The organism is Pedobacter chitinilyticus, assembly GCF_003313385.1.
GTDB lineage: Bacteria > Bacteroidota > Bacteroidia > Sphingobacteriales > Sphingobacteriaceae > Pedobacter > Pedobacter chitinilyticus.
Map to the genome: position 1 here is coordinate 207,868 of NZ_QMHN01000003.1, position 16,348 is coordinate 224,215.

Here is a 16,348-nt window from a genome sequence, read left to right on the forward strand (position 1 = left end):
AAGGTTAATTCATGGGCCGTATACTTTCTACAATATTCCTACTTTATGCCGCAATCATTTTTATTGCACTCATGTTTGTGGCTTTACCATTTGTATTGCTCTTCTCTGCAATACTACCTTTAAACACTGGCAAACGGGCTATATTAATCGTATTAAGAACTTGGGCCTGGCTATTCAGCATCTTGAGTTTATTTTGGGTACGCACCAAAAACAAAGAAATTGTTGACCTGAACAAATCTCACATTTATGTAGGCAATCACGGATCATACCTAGATGCGGTGGTCGTTTGCCTAAGCATTCCACAATATTTTAGCGCATTAGGAAAAGTAGAAATCACCAAAGTGCCCGTCTTTGGGCTCATTTATAAACGAATTGTGGTGCTCATAGACCGAAGCAGTAAAGAAAGCCGCGAACAATCTGTAAATGCCCTAAAGAAAGACATTACCAACGGGCAATCCATCCTCATATTTGCGGAGGGCACCATGAACAAAACCGAAAAACCACTAACTGATTTTTACGATGGTGCTTTCAGAATTGCCATTGAAACACAAACCCCTATCATTCCCTTTGTGATGATCAATAACAGGAAGCTACTCCCAAGAAAGCATCCGCTAAAAGCCAGACCTGGTATAATAACGACCATATTACTATCAGAAATCAGTGTGGCTGGGCTGAGTTTGGAAGATGTTCCAGCATTAAAAAAGAAAGTTTATGATTTGATGGAGGAAGCGATCATAAGGAATAGTCCCGCTAACTAAATTGCCATGTAGTACAGGTGATGGTTGATTAAACCTGATGGAAGCGAATATCCTTTTGGTTGCGATGACTTTACACTTCGTAAGTTTTAAAAACTTACGAAGTTTCGACTTGCATGGCATTCACCAAAAGATAGCAGCGTACAGCAGGACTGCACAAAAAGAAGAACTACTGACCTCCATTTTCAAATTAATGATAGTGCATCACTAAAACCCAAGCTTTACTTTCAAAACTAATTATGGCTATATGGAACAAGCAATTTTGGAGCATCATGAGCAGGAGATATTGATCGATTAGATCCGTTCAGTCATCGCTATCTAATTACTTTATACGAACTACTAAGTACTTTTTATATCTTTGCACATGATAAAATCAATGACTGGCTTTGGCTTGGCATCTACCGACCACGAAAGTGTAAAGTTTTCAGTAGAGATAAAATCGCTAAATTCGAAGTTTCTTGAGCTTGGCCTCAAAATTCCAAAAGCATTTTCCGACAAAGAACTCTACCTACGTAACGTTTGCAATAAAGAGATAGAGCGAGGCAAGGTAAGCATTGCCCTTACGGTTGAACGTAGCGAAGAAGCACAAAAAGGCGCTTCTATTAACCAAGTATTATTAAAAAAATACTACACGCAACTGCTAGAAATTAACAAAGAAATTGCAGCCGATTTATCAACAATATTGCCTGCTGTACTTAATTTACCAGAGGTAATTACCTACACAGAGGAAGAAGCTAGCGACAGCGAATGGGAAATATTAGAAGCAACCTTTGGCAAGGCACTCAAAAACTTTAACCAATTTAGGGTAGATGAAGGCAATGTTTTAAAAGCTGACCTAGAACTTCGTATCAAAAACATTCTTGGCTTTTTTGTCGAAGTAGAAACTTTGGCTCCCTTAAGAATTCCACACATTAAAACTCGTTTAACCCAGTTTTTGGAAGATACTGTTGGGAAGGTAAACTATGATCAAAATCGTTTTGAGCAGGAGCTGATTTACTATATCGACAAATTAGACATTACCGAAGAGCAAACCCGCTTAAAAAGTCATTGTGATTATTTTATCGCTACTTTAAATGACAAAGATGCCAATGGTAAAAAATTGGGTTTCATCTCACAAGAGATTGGCCGAGAAATTAATACCATGGGTGCCAAAGCCAACGATGCGCAAATACAGCAATTGGTAGTAGGCATGAAAGAAGAATTAGAAAAAATTAAAGAACAATTACTTAACGTACTATAAGCAAAAGCTAAGGCTTAAAGCGCAAAGCTTTGAGCATTCAGCTTTGCGCTTTAAGCTCATAAAAATGAAACAAGGCAAACTTATTATATTTTCGGCTCCATCTGGTGCTGGTAAAACTACTATCGTTAAACATTTATTGACCAAATTCAATAACCTAAGTTTTTCGATTTCGGCGACTACTAGAGAACTACGTGGCGACGAAACCAATGGCAAAGACTATTATTTTATCAGCAAGGAAGAGTTTTTGCATAAGGTTGCGCACCAAGAATTTGTAGAGTTTGAAGAAGTATACAGTGGTACCTTTTACGGCACCCTGCGTTCAGAAATTCAGCGCATTTGGGATGAAGGCAAGCACGTGATCTTTGACATCGACGTAGAAGGTGGCTTACGTTTAAAAAGAAAATTTGAAGAGGACGCATTAGCGATTTTCGTACAACCACCATCATTAGAAGTGCTAAAGGAACGTTTAGCTGGTCGTGGCACCGATAGCGAAGAAAAGCTACAAGAGCGTTACGCCAAAGCAGAAAAAGAACTAGCATACGCAGAAAAATTTGACATCATCCTCAAAAATTTCGAGCTTGGAACCGCCTGCGCAGAAGCAGAGCAATTAGTAGGTGATTTCTTAAAAAGTTAACAGTTTTCAATGAGCAGTTTTCAGTTTCATAGAAAGAGCCGATAGACAGTTCCTTAAGCAGTTACCAGTTTTCAATTTCCTAAAAAACACATATATACAGTTTCCTTTCTACCTAAACAGAAGCAGATGAGTGATTTTAATGATTTGTTAGTCTATAAGAAGTCTTTCGAATTAGCGATGCTTATTTTCGAAATCACTAAATCTTTTCCAAAAGAAGAGATGTATTCGTTGACAGATCAAATTAGACGTTCATCACGCTCTACTAATATTTGTATTGTGGAAGCTTATAGAAAACGCAGGTATCCAGCTCATTTTGTTAGCAAACTATCAGATAGCGACATGGAAAATAGCGAGACGAAAGGATGGCTTCAATTTGCTTTCGCATGTAGATATTTGGATGAAAAGCATTATAACGATTTAGTTGTTTTAAGCGACGAAGTTGGAAAACTGTTGAACCACATGATGAACAATCCTGAAAAATACGGAGCAAAGTAATATTATGCAACATGAACTGAAAACTGAAAACCGAAAACTGATAACTGGTCTTTTCTTCGGTTCTTTTAACCCCATTCACCTTGGACATTTGGTCATTGCCAATTACATGGCCAATTATACCGACCTAAAAGAAGTATGGTTTGTGGTTTCTCCCCATAATCCCTTAAAGCAAAAAGCAGGCCTGGCCGACATGTACGATCGCCTAGAAATGGCTCGTTTGGCTACAGAAAATGCCCCGCACCTAAAAGTAAGTAACATTGAGTTCAAGCTTCCACAGCCTTCGTATACCGTAGATACAATGGCGCACCTCAAAGAAAAACACCCAGAAAAAGAATTTGCTTTAATCATGGGCGCAGACAACCTCGCATCCCTTAAAAAGTGGAAAAACTACGAAGTATTGCTCCAAAACCATCAAATTTTTGTGTACCCACGTCCCAATGCAGACGTTAGCGAATGGGAAAATCATCCTTCTATTGTAATAACCCAAACGCCACAAATGGACATTTCTTCTACTTTTATCCGTCAGGCAGTAAAGCAACAAAAAAGCATCCAGTTTTTAGTACCAGATGCTGTAATCGATTTTATGGACAAGAAAAGTCTGTACCGTTAATTGGCGTTTTTAGATTGACGAACGACAATCTAGTCGAATGCTGTCAATCTAAAATAGTAATTCGTCAATCGTAAATTCCCCTTATCCTTTCCAACTATCTTTTAGCGAAACCACTCGGTTAAACACTAAATGATCAGCCGTAGAATCTTTATCTAAGCAAAAATAACCTTTACGAATAAACTGGTAGCCAGTGCCTAAAGTGGCTTCGGCCAAAGCCGGCTCAATATATACCTTGCTCAATACTTCCTTGCTATTTGGATTAAGGTAATCTTTAAAATCACCTTCCTCAGCATCAGGAGATACCACGCTAAACAACCTATCGTATTGTCTCACTTCCGCTGTTTTAGCATGCGCCGTACTTACCCAGTGAATGGTTCCTTTAACATGGATTCCGCTGGTATCGCTACCACTTTTCGACTCAGGAATATACGTACAGTGAACCTCTGTAACATTGCCATCAGCATCCTTAACAAAGCTTTCGCACTTCACAATGTAAGCGAATTTCAAACGCACGGTTGCCCCAGGAGCCAATCTGAACCATTTTTTGGCAGGCTCTTCCATAAAGTCTTCGCGTTCAATCCAAAGTTCTTTACTGAAAGGGATTTCCCTAGTGCCGCCTTTATCCTCAGCTTCAGGGTTATTTTCTCCAATCAGGATTTCACCATCACCTTCATAGTTGGTAATCACCAATTTAATTGGATCTAAAACCGCCATGGCTCTGGTCGCTTTTTTATTCAAATCCTCACGGATACAGAACTCCAACAAACTAAGTTCAATCAGGTTTTCTCTTTTCGCAATCCCAATACGCTCACAAAACTCTCTGATACTTTCTGGCGTATAACCCCTTCTTCTCAAACCGCTAATAGTAGGCATACGAGGGTCGTCCCAACCACTTACATAACCTTCGTTTACCAATTGCAGTAGTTTACGTTTGCTCATTACCGTATAGGTAAGATTTAAACGGGCAAACTCATATTGTTTTGAAGGAAAAATACCCAACTGGGCAATAAACCAATCATATAGCTCTCGGTGAGAAACATACTCTAACGTACAGATAGAATGGGTAATGTGCTCAATACTATCACTTTGCCCATGCGCAAAATCGTACATCGGATAAATGCACCAAGCATCTCCAGTACGGTGATGGTGAGCATGTTTAATACGATAAATAATAGGATCACGCATCAGCATGTTAGTGCTGGCCATATCTATTTTAGCCCTTAAAATACAAGCGCCATCCTCAAACTCACCATTTTTCATTTTAGTGAAAAGCGCCAAATTCTCTTCAATGCTTCTCTCTCTGTACTGATTTGGAGTTCCTGGCTCCGTAGGTGTTCCTTTTTGTGCGGCAATTTCTTCGGCAGTACTTTCATCTACATAAGCAAGCCCTTTTTCAATCAACTGTACCGCATAGCTATACAACTGATCAAAATAGTCAGAAGCGTAAAGCTCGTTTTTCCACTGAAAACCCAACCATTGGATATCCTCCTGCTGGCTATTTACATATTCCGTTTTTTCAGTAACCGGATTGGTATCATCAAATCTAAGATTAGTGTAACCGCCGTATTTCTGAGTCAATCCAAAATTCAAGCATATCGCCTTAGCATGGCCAATATGTAAATAACCATTTGGTTCTGGGGGAAAACGTGTCACCAGTGTTTCGTACTTTCCGCTTTTTAAATCATTCTCTATAATTTCTTCTATAAAGTTTAATGATTTTTCCTCGCTCATATAAATCTGTGTTTAAACTCCAAAGTTAACCAAATTTAGGGTATTTTAAAGGGGAATAAACAACAAGGAGGAAAGAATAACGGCTTCCAAAACAGCGCTTTTTGAACCTAATAGAACCTCAAAAAACCAAATAACTAACCAACCAAACAACTATTTCACTACATTTACCTACATCAAGAAACCAAATATGAAAAAAACGCTAAATAGACCAATTAGGGTCCTTGTTGCCAAGGTGGGCTTGGACGGTCATGACCGTGGCGCAAAAGTAATCGCAACCTCGCTTCGTGATGCAGGTATGGAGGTGATTTATACTGGCTTGAGGCAAACACCTGAAATGGTGGTCAACACGGCCATACAGGAAGATGTGGATGCCATTGGGATTTCAATTCTTTCTGGAGCCCACATGACCGTTTTTCCAAAAGTAATGGACATTATGAAGCAAAAACAACTGAACGATGTATTGGTCACTGGAGGCGGAATCATTCCCGAAGGCGACATGCGAAAACTACAGGAAATGGGCGTTGGAGAACTTTTTGCACCAGGCACCGCCATGAAAGACATTGTAGAATATATTGAAAACTGGGTAGCTGAACACCGAAATTTTTAAACTTATGAATTATCAACAATTACTGGTAGAAACCAATAACAACATACTGTACATCACCATCAATCGTCCACAAAAACTCAATGCACTCAACAAAGAAGTGTTAGCAGAACTCTCGGTTGCCGTAGCAAATGCCCAAGAAGACCAAGAGGTGAAGGGCATTTTAATTACAGGCGCTGGAGAAAAAGCATTTGTAGCGGGTGCTGACATTTCCGAGTTTCAAAACTATAATCTCGACGAAGGCAAACAACTGGCAAAAGACGGGCAGGAAAAGGTTTTCAATGCCATCGAAAATTCAACCAAGCCAGTAATTGCTGCCATTAACGGTTTCGCCTTAGGCGGAGGTTTAGAACTGGCCATGGCCTGCCACATCAGGATTGCTAGTGAAAATGCCAAACTAGGCCTGCCAGAAGTGACACTAGGACTTATCCCTGGTTATGGCGGTACCCAACGCTTGGCTCAGTTAGTGGGCAAAGGGAATGCTTTTGAAATGATTTTTACGGCAGATATGATTGCTGCAGAAAAAGCGCTCCAACTTGGACTGGTCAATCACGTAGTACCTTTCGCCAATCTTTTAGAGAAAGCAAACAAGATTTTAGACAAAATAAAATTGAGGGCACCCCGAGCTTTGGCAAGTGCAGTAAAAGCGGTCAATGCAGGCTTTAACCCTCAGTTAAACGGATACGAGGTAGAGATTGACGAGTTTGGAAGATGCTTTGATACTCAAGATTTTAAAGAAGGCGTAACCGCGTTTTTAGAGAAACGAAAAGCAAATTTCCAAGGCAATTAAACCTACTTGGAACAAATAAAACCCTCATTATTGCATTTTTAATAGAATTTCTCGTCAAATAGTGTAGAAAATATTTCCCATGTGTATTTTTTTTCTATATTTTAGCTAAAATATTAATCTACCCTATCCTTTTACGTGTATGAAGAAAATATTAATTGTTGATGACGAGGTAAATATCGGGTTGTTGCTCTCGAAATTTTTAACCAGAAACTCTTTTGATGTAAGCAGCGCGACCAGTGGGAATTCTGCCATGGAATATCTTGCCAAGGATCATTACGACTTGGTACTGTGCGATTATCGCTTAGAAGATACCGATGGCAAGGAAATGCTCATTAAGATAAAGGAAAGCTATCCAAAAACTGGTGTAATTATTATCACTGGATATTCAGACATTAAACTAGCGGTGGAACTGATCAAGCTGGGTGCTTACGACTATATCACCAAGCCTTTGTATCCAGACGAAATCCTGAATACCATTAACAAGGCTATTGAAACACAGATTGCTTTAAATGCAAGTTTGCCAGAAACAGAAAGCCCTCAAGAGCAGGAAAAAACAAAAGCAACCAAAAACACCTATATCTTAACCGATGAGTTTGTGATAGGGCAAAGTGGTGCTTCAAAAGAATTGATGAAGCAGATTTTATTGGTAGCGCCAACAGCATACAGTGTTATTCTGATGGGAGATAGTGGTACAGGTAAAGAATCCGTAGCCAAGGCAATACATCTCAATAGCCCAAGAAAAGACAAACCTTTTGTAGCAATGGACTGCGGTTCCTTAACCAAGGAGCTTGCCGGTAGCGAGTTTTTTGGACATGAAAAAGGTTCTTTCACTGGTGCCTTGTACACTAAAATTGGTCACTTTGAAATGGCTAATGGCGGAACGCTATTTTTGGACGAAGTGGGAAACCTTTCCTACGACATTCAAGCGGCACTCCTTAGGACCGTACAAGAAAGAAAAATCAAACGCATTGGCAGCACCAAAGAAATTGACTTGGATGTAAGGATCATTGTAGCTACTAACGAAAACTTGCAGGATGCCATCTCAAAAGGCAAATTCAGGGAAGATCTTTACCATCGTTTTAATGAATTTGCCATTAACCTACCTCCAATTAGCCAACGTGGAAAAGATATCTTGGCCTTTGCCGAAAGTTTCTTGCAGCTGGCCAATCAGGAGTTGAATAAAAATATCAAAGGATTTTCAGAGGAAGTAGTCGATTGCTTTTTGACCTACAACTGGCCAGGCAACGTGAGAGAGCTTAAAAACGTCGTACGCAGAGCAACCTTACTTACCGAAACCGACGAGATACAGTTAAAAGCGCTTCCGTTAGAAATTTCTACTTATGCTAAGGCCCCAATGTTGGCTTCAAATGGCAATGCAGAAAACACCGAACGCAGCAAACCTCGGGACTTAAAGAATGCGGCATTAGAAGCAGAGTACGAAACCATCCTTAAAGTGCTAAGAGAAGTAAACTTCAACAAAACAAAAGCAGCAAAAATTTTAAACATCGATAGAAAAACACTCTATAACAAGATGAAAGCAATTGACCTTGACAATAAATAAAAGTGTTTAGTCTTTTTAGAAAATCTGGCGCTCCTAGGTTCGAAAACCGCTACAATATTTCCAAAAAAATATTATGGATAGTAATGCTGTTGTGCATTGCACCGCTGCTATCCGTAATATTATCCATCGTAGTAGGCAAAGCCTCTCAAGAAGTTTTGTTTTTCAACGTAAAGCCCAATTTTTACACCAGTATCTGGACCACCTTTGGCATTGCAGCAGCTTTGTTTACCGGCATATTGGCCATGATTGACTATACCATTAGGAAAGAGCTCACCATCACCCTATTTGGCATTACACTTTTTATTTCCGCCGTTTTAGACGTTTATTACTTGCTGATCTTAAACGAGAATGCAACCAACACCAACAACATTTCCGAAATCTTGTATTTCATTTGGTGGATCAACAGGCTATTTTATTCACTGACCCTGCTGATTGGAACGGCCGTTTATCTCAAAATAAAATCAAAAAACTTAAGACTGCCCGAACAAAAGAGCAGAATCATTTGGCGTACGGCAATAACCAGTATCATTGCTGGACTTACCTGTGTCCTAATTATAGCCAACACCAGCACCATTCTACAACGGAAACTCGTTTTGGACAAAATGGTACAAATTGACCTGCTATCTTTTCTACCACTGATCTTCCTTTTTATTTGGGCTGTATTTTACCTGCCTAAGTTTATGTTGCGCTTTCAAGGGATCTTTTCAAAACTTTTAATCCTAAGCATTGCACCACTTTTTCTGGCGCAATTGTTCATGGCCTTAAGCACATCAGCTTTCGACACCTATTTTAATGCTGCTCACTACTTGCGTTTTATCAGTTATTTGGTTCCTTTAACAGGCATTATCCTTAACTATATAGAAACGGTTAGAAACGAGCAAAGAATCATTGCAAAGCTGGATGTTGAGGTAAAAGAGAAACAAACGCTAACCGCTAATTTATTAGAAAGAGAAGCATTGCTGGCAAATGCCGAGAAAATCTCGAAATTAGGCAGCTGGGAGCTTGATATCAGGAACAATTCCTACAAATGGTCTGATGAACTTTACAGAATTTATGGTTTCGAAGGCAACTCTTTTCAACCCACACATGCCATTGCCCAGCAAGTAGTGGTTCCCGAATACAGCAAAAAGCTAAGCAAGGAACTTTCAAATGCCGTAAAAAATAAAACCTCATTTGCGGCCGAATACCAAATTATGCAGCCTGATGGTGCTAAACGTTACGTGCTTAATCAAGGTTACTTTTCGGGCAAAGAGCATAAACTGGTAGGAACGATACAAGACATTACCGAGCTTAAAGAGGCAACCTTAAAACTAAGAAAAAACGAAACTTTATTACGTGAAGGCGAAGCCGTATCACACAATGGAAGCTGGGAATGGCATTCAAACCAAGAGTATATCTTTTGGTCCGATGAAATGTTCAACATTCACGGCTATCTACCCCACTCCACCATTGTAACACTTAGCTCCTACTTCAATTTCGTACACCCTGAAGATGCACAGGAACTGAAAAAAACTTTCGCGGAAGCAAGAAAAAACAAAACCTCATTTAAGGCCAGTTACCGCATTATTAGACCTAGCGGAGAAATAAGGCACGTATCCACAACAGCTAAATTAAAAGAAGATGAAATAGGCAATGGCTATGCTTATTTGGGCAATACCCAAGACGTGACTCAGCTCAAAGAAACCCAACGAAAACTGGAAGAAAAAATTAACGAGCTCAATGTGTCAAATAAAGATTTGGAACAATTTGCTTACGTGGCTTCGCACGATTTACAGGAACCACTTAGAAAAATACGGGCCTTTGGTGACAGATTAAAAACACGTTTTACAGAACAGGTAGACGAGGAAGGTAAAGACTATATCAATCGCATGCAAAATGCAGCCGAGCGGATGCAAATCCTGATTGACGATTTACTTGCCTTCTCTAAAGTAGCCCGTCAAACCAAAGCTTTTGAAACCGTAGATCTGAATCAGCTCATTTCGAAGGTACTCCAAGATTTGGATTATACCATCGAAAGCGCCCACGCAAAAGTATCCTTAACGGTAAATGAAAAAGTAGAAGGCATTGCGCCACAACTCGCACAAGTTTTCCAAAATATCATTAGCAATTCATTAAAATTTACCAAGCCCAATACACAGCCTCAAATTGAAATCACTTCGCAAACGCTAATGGGCAGCAATCTTCCTGTAGCAGGAGCAGTAGCTAATACTTCCTATTGTGTAATCAAAATTACCGACAATGGGATTGGATTTGATGAAAGTTATGCGGGTAAGATTTTCGACCTCTTCCAGCGCCTACATTCACGAACAGAGTATAAAGGAACTGGAATAGGCTTAGCCATATGCAAAAAAATTGTAGAAAACCACTCGGGATTCATCTTTGCCAAAAGTATTGAAGGTGAAGGAGCTTCTTTTTTTATTATTTTACCACTAAAATCTAATGCTGCTCAATGACCACTATGTACAACCCACTTATTTTAATTGCTGAAGACGATCCCGATGACGCGCTGATGCTGAAAGACGCCTTTTCGGAAATTAACCAACCTACGGTAACCTTTTTAAACAATGGAAAATTATTGATAGAACATATACAACAACTTTTATTGACCAATAAACTACCTAACTTAATCGTTATAGATTTAAATATGCCTGTTTTAGACGGTAGGGGCGTAATTAAAGAACTACAGAAAAACACCGAAACCAAAAACATTCCTTTAGTAGTGCTATCTACAACCAAAAGCAAGGAAGATATCGATTCGGTAATGGCATTAGGTGCCAGTGAGTTTTTTACCAAACCCGCTTCTTTTAGCGATCTGGTAGGCATCACCAATACCATTGCCACAAAATGGCTTAACACCTAAATGTGAATTATGAATAAAGTGAGGGTTTTGTTAATTGACGACGATGAAGATGACTTCATCATCACAAGAGAGATTTTCAGCCGCATTAGCCAAGCTGATAGATATGAATTAACTTGGATAGACACTTTTGAAAAAGGAATAAATGCGGTATTAAAACGACAATACGACATTTACCTGGTTGATTATAGACTGGGTAAGCACACTGGCGTAGACCTAGTGAATGAGGCCGTGCTTTCGGGCATTAGAGAGCCTATTATTATCCTTACGGGAAAAGGTGATTATAAAATAGATGAAGAGGCCATGAACGTGGGGGCTGCCGACTATTTGGTGAAAGACAAAATAGAACCAGATACTTTAGATAGAAGCCTGCGCTATGCTTTAAAACAGAGCGAAACATTAAGCGCCCTAAAAGAGAGTGAGCATAAATTTAAAATCATCTTTGATAAGGCGAAAGAACCTATCCTGATTTCAGATTATACAGGAAGAATTCGAGACATCAATAAAGCGGGACTCAATTTCTTTGGCTATCATATCAAGGAGATCTTGGAAACCAACGATCGCAGCCTGTTTTATACACAAGAAGACCGAGAGAATTTTATCCAAGAACTGGAAACCAAAGGCGCAGTAAGTGATTTTGAATGCCAAATGGTCTCAAGCAAGGGACAGGTGTATTATTGCAGCCTTTCTTCGTTTTTACAGATCGATCCACAGAACATGGTGGAGGTTTACCATACCATTATCCATGATCTTACGTACAGAAAACACCAGGAAACAAAGTTCATTCACGAGAGTAAGTTTTCTATTTCGGAGCACATTGCCAAAGGCTTCGTAGAAGAGATCAGAAATCCGCTTTCTACCATTAATTTGGTGCTGCATGAGCTTACTTCCGATGATGCCCTAGCTTACAATGAAACACTGCAGAACAATTTGGACATCATTAAAACCAATGTGGACAACATCAATCAGCTGACCAAAAACTTTATTACCAGTACCGAAACCAAGCCTGTGCAAAAACAGAAAACAGGCATCAATGCACTGATTGAAGAAGCGATTGTTGAAATAAACGATCTTATTTTAGGACATCGTATTATCTTAGAAAAGCATCTTTTACCATCCGAGACCTACTTATTAATAGACGCAAAACAAATAAAAATAGCACTGGTCAATCTGCTCAACAACGCCATCGAAAGCATGGAAAGCTATCCAAAAATCCTCAACATTAGCACCATTAATGATAGTGGGATGTATTCTATTTTGATAGAAGATAACGGAAAAGGCATTGATCCAGAGCTAGAACACCAAATATTTGAACCTTTTTTTACCACCAAAAAGGAAGCAGAGGGACTGGGTCTTACAAATGCCGAGCGTTCTATTCTAGCGCACAATGGCCGCCTTATTTTTAAGCCGCAGCAGCATGGCAGTCTATTCGTGGTTCAACTTCCCATTCATTAAAAAAGCCTTAAGCAACAATAGCGTAAAAATCTTCTATTTAGATTGCCTAAGGCATTTTTTTATTTATATTAGGATACTTAACAGGCACAGATTTTGTAATTAGGTAAATACAAATACTTAAAACAATTTGTATTTGTACGAAGTTTAACTAAAGTAGTTAAGATAATTTTTCATTTTTTAACATAAAACTATAAAAACATGAGCGACAATTCAAAAGTAGTAGTAGCCTTGTTAGCTGGCTTAGCAGCAGGAGCAGCCCTAGGAATACTTTTTGCCCCAGATAAAGGCAGTGACACCCGCGACAAATTAGGTCAGTCATTAAAAGATTTCGGTGATTCAATCAAAGAAAGAGCAGCAGACGAAATTAACAACTTGGGTAGTTTAAAAGACAAAGTAGTTAATTCTATAAAAGGTAAACTTCGTGATGTGGAGCAAGAATACTCTGACGAAGTAGAACACGTATAAAGTTTAAACACCTTTGATAAACGATAATGGAAGAAAAAAAAGAAAAGAATATCGAGGAACTTGTATCTGATGCGAAAAGCTATGTCGATACCCGATTAGAGTATATACACTTAAAATCGGTAGAGAAGGGTTCCAAACTATTTTCAGATCTCATTACCAACACAGTGGTAGTGGTATGCTTTCTATTAGCTTTTATACTAGGAACAATTACGCTGGCCCTATACCTTGCAGAGGTGTTTGGTAGTTATGTTGCTGGATTTGGCTGTGTAGCAGGCATCTATTTACTCTTATCCATTATCGTTTTCTTAACCAAGGATAAATTCATCGAAAGACTTTTGGTGAACATGTTTATTAAAAAATACTTTGACAAAATAGCAGATAAAGATGAAGAAGCGTAGAGATATAGGATCCTTAGCTGACTTACAGCTTGAAATGAGTCGTGTGAAGAGCGAATATTTGGCAAAAGAAGACCAATTAAAGGCCGATACTAAAACTTATATTAAGCAGTTTTCTCCTTTAAACCTGATCAAAGATTTCTTTAATCCGCAAAGCTTGTTGAAGTTAGATGAAAAAACCAATTTAAGCGGCAGTATCATGTCGTTAATACTGCCTTTATTTTTAAACAAAACCGTTTTTAGAGGCTCTGGATTTTTAACCAAAGGTATTGCGGCTTTGGTTTCGGGTAAGATTGGTAAATCTTTGGATGCCGAAAGCTTAACAGGCATTTTCAGCAAAGTGAAATCACTCTTCACTTCAAAGAGAAAAAAAGATGAAGTAAGTTTTGTAGACTATGGCATTCCACCTGATAGCGAAACTTACTAAACTTTCAAATCAACTTTCTTTATAAATTAAAAATACAGTAGGCTTTTTATGAAGGTCTACTTTTTCTTTGCGCCATAAACTAATGGGCAATGTTTTAATATATTCATCCGCCGCGTTAATATTGCTGGCAATACACAACAACGTATTGGGCTGGCAGTTTTTTAAAACTTCTTCCAATAATTGATTATTTCTAAAAGGCGTTTCCATAAACAATTGCGTCTGTCGATAACGTTGTGACATTTGCTCCAAATCCTTGATCCGCTTGCTTCTGTCGCCTTTATCAATAGGCAGGTAGCCACTAAATGCATAACTTTGTCCGCTAAAGCCCGAAGCCATTAATGCCTGCAACATGGCATTTGGACCAACCAAAGGCACCACTTTAATATTTCTGCGATGTGCTTCGGCAACAATATCCGCTCCTGGATCTGCAACTCCTGGACAACCTGCTTCGCTCATGAGCCCCACACTAATCCCCTCATTCAGTTCCTTAAAAAAAGGCACTAATGAACTGCCTCTTTTATGTTTACCATAATCGTGGATAAGCAATTCGCTTTGAGGCGTTTTTAATCCTGCTTCCTTTAAAAACCTACGGGCCGTCTTTTCATTCTCCACAATATAAGTGTTGATGCTGTTAACCGTGTCTACCAAAAATGGCGTGAAAGATTTGTGGGCGGCATCATCTGCCAAGGGAACGGGAATTAAAAATAATGTACCTTTTTTCATCTATAATATATTAGCTATTCAACATCAAAATTAAAGTTTTTAAAAACAACAAAGTGCCAATTGGTGTTTCGTTAGGTTGTTTCTGTATCAAATTTAGTTCTACAACAACCTATTAATGACATAATTTTAAGACAGAAACACACACTTAAAGTACTGAAACATACGTTAAATATCACAAAGCCGCAACTTTCTTGTTGCTTTAACAGGTTTTAACATTCTTTGGTTCTCAAATTGATATTCACTAACCGTTAGGTTAATTAATTAAAATATTTAAAACACACAAACATGAAAAGCTTGATCAAATTCTCGGCAGTGGTGCTTGGACTTTTGCTCCTCACCGGGACCACACAAGAAGCAAAAGCTCAATATGATGATGTTTCTCTGCAAACATTTTACGATGAGCTTTCTCCCTATGGAACTTGGATCAATGATCCAGAGTATGGCTACGTTTGGCGACCAGATGTAGACCAGGATGAATTTAGACCGTACTACACCAATGGCCGTTGGGCAATGACCGAATACGGTAACACTTGGGTATCTAATTACGACTGGGGATGGGCACCATTCCATTATGGTCGTTGGATATACAACAGGTACAACAGATGGGTATGGCTTCCAGACACCGTTTGGGGACCTGCTTGGGTAAGTTGGAGAAGTGGTGGCGGTTATTATGGATGGGCTCCCTTAGGTCCAAGCATTAATATCAACATCAATATTGGACGTCGTTATGTAATGCCTGATTTCTGCTGGAACTTTATTCCTGAAAGAAACATCTATTACAACAGCTATCCTAGATATTATAGCGGAAGAAACAGGGTATACATCCAAAACACGGTAATCATTAACAATACGTATGTACGTAATAACAGGACTTATTACACTGGTCCAAGAGCTGATGATATCAGGAGAGCAACCAACCGCGATGTAACCGTATACAATGTTTCTAGAGCAAATAGATCAGGTGCCAGTAGGATTGAAAATAACACCGTAAATATTTATGCCCCACGTCCGAGTAGAGGAAGCGATAATGCTAAAGCAGCTCCAAGACAAGCGGTAGACGGTAGTGTAACCAGAGACAGAATTGACAGAGGTGGCGTGGTAAGCAGACCAGGTCGTGGTGGCGCAGATGATGTTTATACCAACAGAGGAGATAGAGCTAACAATCGAAATATCGACGATAGCAATATCTCCAGAGACCGTGGCAATACAACTACGCCTACCAGAGAAACCAGAGTTGACAACAATAACAGTCGTGGGAACGATCGAAGCAGTGTTTTTGGAAGATCTAGAGAAAGGGAAGCAGCGACACCTACTGAACAAAACAATCGGGAAGCTGAACGTAGCAGACCAACGTTCCCTTCTCGTTCATCGTCATCTGAAGGAAGAAGCCAACAAGCTGCTCCTCCACAAAGAAGCACGGAACGCCCAGAGAGAATGGAACGTTCTCAACCGCAGCCACAAAGGACAGAAAGAGTAGAAAGAACTCAGTCATCTGGCTCAAATAGCAGATCATCTGGTTCTTCAAGTTCAGGAAGACCTAACCGTAGCGAAAGCAGCGGCGGCAGACCTGGAAGAGGTTAAACAAAAAGAAAAGGATGACCATTTG

At 39.3% G+C, this 16,348-nt stretch carries 17 protein-coding genes; 15 read left to right on the top strand and 2 right to left on the bottom strand.

Annotated features, from left to right (window positions below; translation table 11 throughout):
• Positions 1–11: 11 nt before the first annotated feature.
• The 5 genes from DUT70_RS11085 to nadD all read left to right on the top strand — a co-directional run bounded on the left by DUT70_RS11085 (position 12) and on the right by nadD (position 3,734).
• On the top strand, positions 12–758 hold the full coding sequence (locus DUT70_RS11085) for a lysophospholipid acyltransferase family protein (protein ID WP_113647399.1): 747 nt from the start codon (positions 12–14) through the stop codon (positions 756–758).
• A 373-nt stretch (positions 759–1,131) separates the two neighbouring features.
• Positions 1,132–1,995, top strand: a complete 864-nt coding sequence (locus DUT70_RS11090; protein ID WP_113647400.1) for a YicC/YloC family endoribonuclease — start codon at positions 1,132–1,134, stop codon at positions 1,993–1,995.
• Positions 1,996–2,059: 64 nt separating this feature from the next.
• Positions 2,060–2,629: a guanylate kinase gene (gmk, locus tag DUT70_RS11095; RefSeq protein WP_113647401.1), complete on the top strand. Its 570-nt coding sequence runs from the start codon at positions 2,060–2,062 to the stop codon at positions 2,627–2,629.
• 126 nt (positions 2,630–2,755) lie between these two features.
• Positions 2,756–3,124 carry a four helix bundle protein gene (locus DUT70_RS11100; RefSeq protein ID WP_113647402.1) on the top strand — a complete coding sequence of 123 codons (369 nt, stop codon included), beginning with the start codon at positions 2,756–2,758 and terminating at the stop codon, positions 3,122–3,124.
• A gap of 4 nt (positions 3,125–3,128) precedes the next feature.
• Positions 3,129–3,734 carry a nicotinate (nicotinamide) nucleotide adenylyltransferase gene (gene nadD, locus DUT70_RS11105; protein WP_240432086.1) on the top strand — a complete coding sequence of 202 codons (606 nt, stop codon included), beginning with the start codon at positions 3,129–3,131 and terminating at the stop codon, positions 3,732–3,734.
• Between the two features lie 81 nt (positions 3,735–3,815).
• On the opposite strand, the gene DUT70_RS11110 is transcribed toward nadD, so the two are convergent.
• A complete protein-coding gene (locus tag DUT70_RS11110; protein WP_113647403.1) occupies positions 3,816–5,465 on the bottom strand; it encodes a glutamine--tRNA ligase/YqeY domain fusion protein in 1,650 nt (549 codons plus the stop codon).
• Between the two features lie 187 nt (positions 5,466–5,652).
• Between DUT70_RS11110 and DUT70_RS11115 the strand changes: the two genes are divergently transcribed.
• The 9 genes from DUT70_RS11115 (at position 5,653) to DUT70_RS11155 (ending at position 14,019) form a co-directional block, all read left to right on the top strand.
• Positions 5,653–6,072 carry a cobalamin B12-binding domain-containing protein gene (locus tag DUT70_RS11115; protein WP_113647404.1) on the top strand — a complete coding sequence of 140 codons (420 nt, stop codon included), beginning with the start codon at positions 5,653–5,655 and terminating at the stop codon, positions 6,070–6,072.
• Between the two features lie 4 nt (positions 6,073–6,076).
• Positions 6,077–6,859, top strand: coding sequence for an enoyl-CoA hydratase/isomerase family protein (locus DUT70_RS11120; protein WP_113647405.1), 783 nt, complete (start codon positions 6,077–6,079; stop codon positions 6,857–6,859).
• A gap of 139 nt (positions 6,860–6,998) precedes the next feature.
• A complete protein-coding gene (locus DUT70_RS11125) occupies positions 6,999–8,420 on the top strand; it encodes a sigma-54-dependent transcriptional regulator (protein ID WP_113647406.1) in 1,422 nt (473 codons plus the stop codon).
• Positions 8,421–8,422: 2 nt separating this feature from the next.
• The gene (locus DUT70_RS11130; RefSeq protein ID WP_113647407.1) at positions 8,423–10,873 is read left to right on the top strand and encodes a PAS domain-containing protein; all 2,451 of its coding nucleotides are present in this window, start codon (positions 8,423–8,425) and stop codon (positions 10,871–10,873) included.
• A complete protein-coding gene (locus tag DUT70_RS11135) occupies positions 10,870–11,280 on the top strand; it encodes a response regulator (protein WP_113647408.1) in 411 nt (136 codons plus the stop codon). Before DUT70_RS11130 ends, DUT70_RS11135 begins: the two co-directional genes overlap by 4 nt.
• Positions 11,281–11,289: 9 nt before the next feature.
• A complete protein-coding gene (locus tag DUT70_RS11140; protein ID WP_113647409.1) occupies positions 11,290–12,732 on the top strand; it encodes a hybrid sensor histidine kinase/response regulator in 1,443 nt (480 codons plus the stop codon).
• A gap of 198 nt (positions 12,733–12,930) precedes the next feature.
• Positions 12,931–13,197, top strand: a complete 267-nt coding sequence (locus DUT70_RS11145; protein ID WP_113647410.1) for a YtxH domain-containing protein — start codon at positions 12,931–12,933, stop codon at positions 13,195–13,197.
• 26 nt (positions 13,198–13,223) lie between these two features.
• Entirely contained in the window at positions 13,224–13,595 is a 372-nt protein-coding gene (locus DUT70_RS11150; RefSeq protein WP_162926612.1) for a phage holin family protein, read from the top strand.
• Positions 13,582–14,019, top strand: coding sequence for a hypothetical protein (locus DUT70_RS11155; RefSeq protein ID WP_113647412.1), 438 nt, complete (start codon positions 13,582–13,584; stop codon positions 14,017–14,019). The genes DUT70_RS11150 and DUT70_RS11155 overlap by 14 nt, the downstream gene beginning before the upstream one ends.
• Positions 14,020–14,028: 9 nt before the next feature.
• Here the strand turns inward: DUT70_RS11155 and DUT70_RS11160 are convergent, their stop codons facing one another.
• The gene (locus DUT70_RS11160) at positions 14,029–14,742 is read right to left on the bottom strand and encodes an SAM-dependent methyltransferase (protein ID WP_113647413.1); all 714 of its coding nucleotides are present in this window, start codon (positions 14,740–14,742) and stop codon (positions 14,029–14,031) included.
• Between the two features lie 285 nt (positions 14,743–15,027).
• Between DUT70_RS11160 and DUT70_RS11165 the strand changes: the two genes are divergently transcribed.
• Positions 15,028–16,323, top strand: a complete 1,296-nt coding sequence (locus DUT70_RS11165; RefSeq protein ID WP_113647414.1) for a DUF6600 domain-containing protein — start codon at positions 15,028–15,030, stop codon at positions 16,321–16,323.
• Positions 16,324–16,348 lie beyond the last annotated feature (25 nt).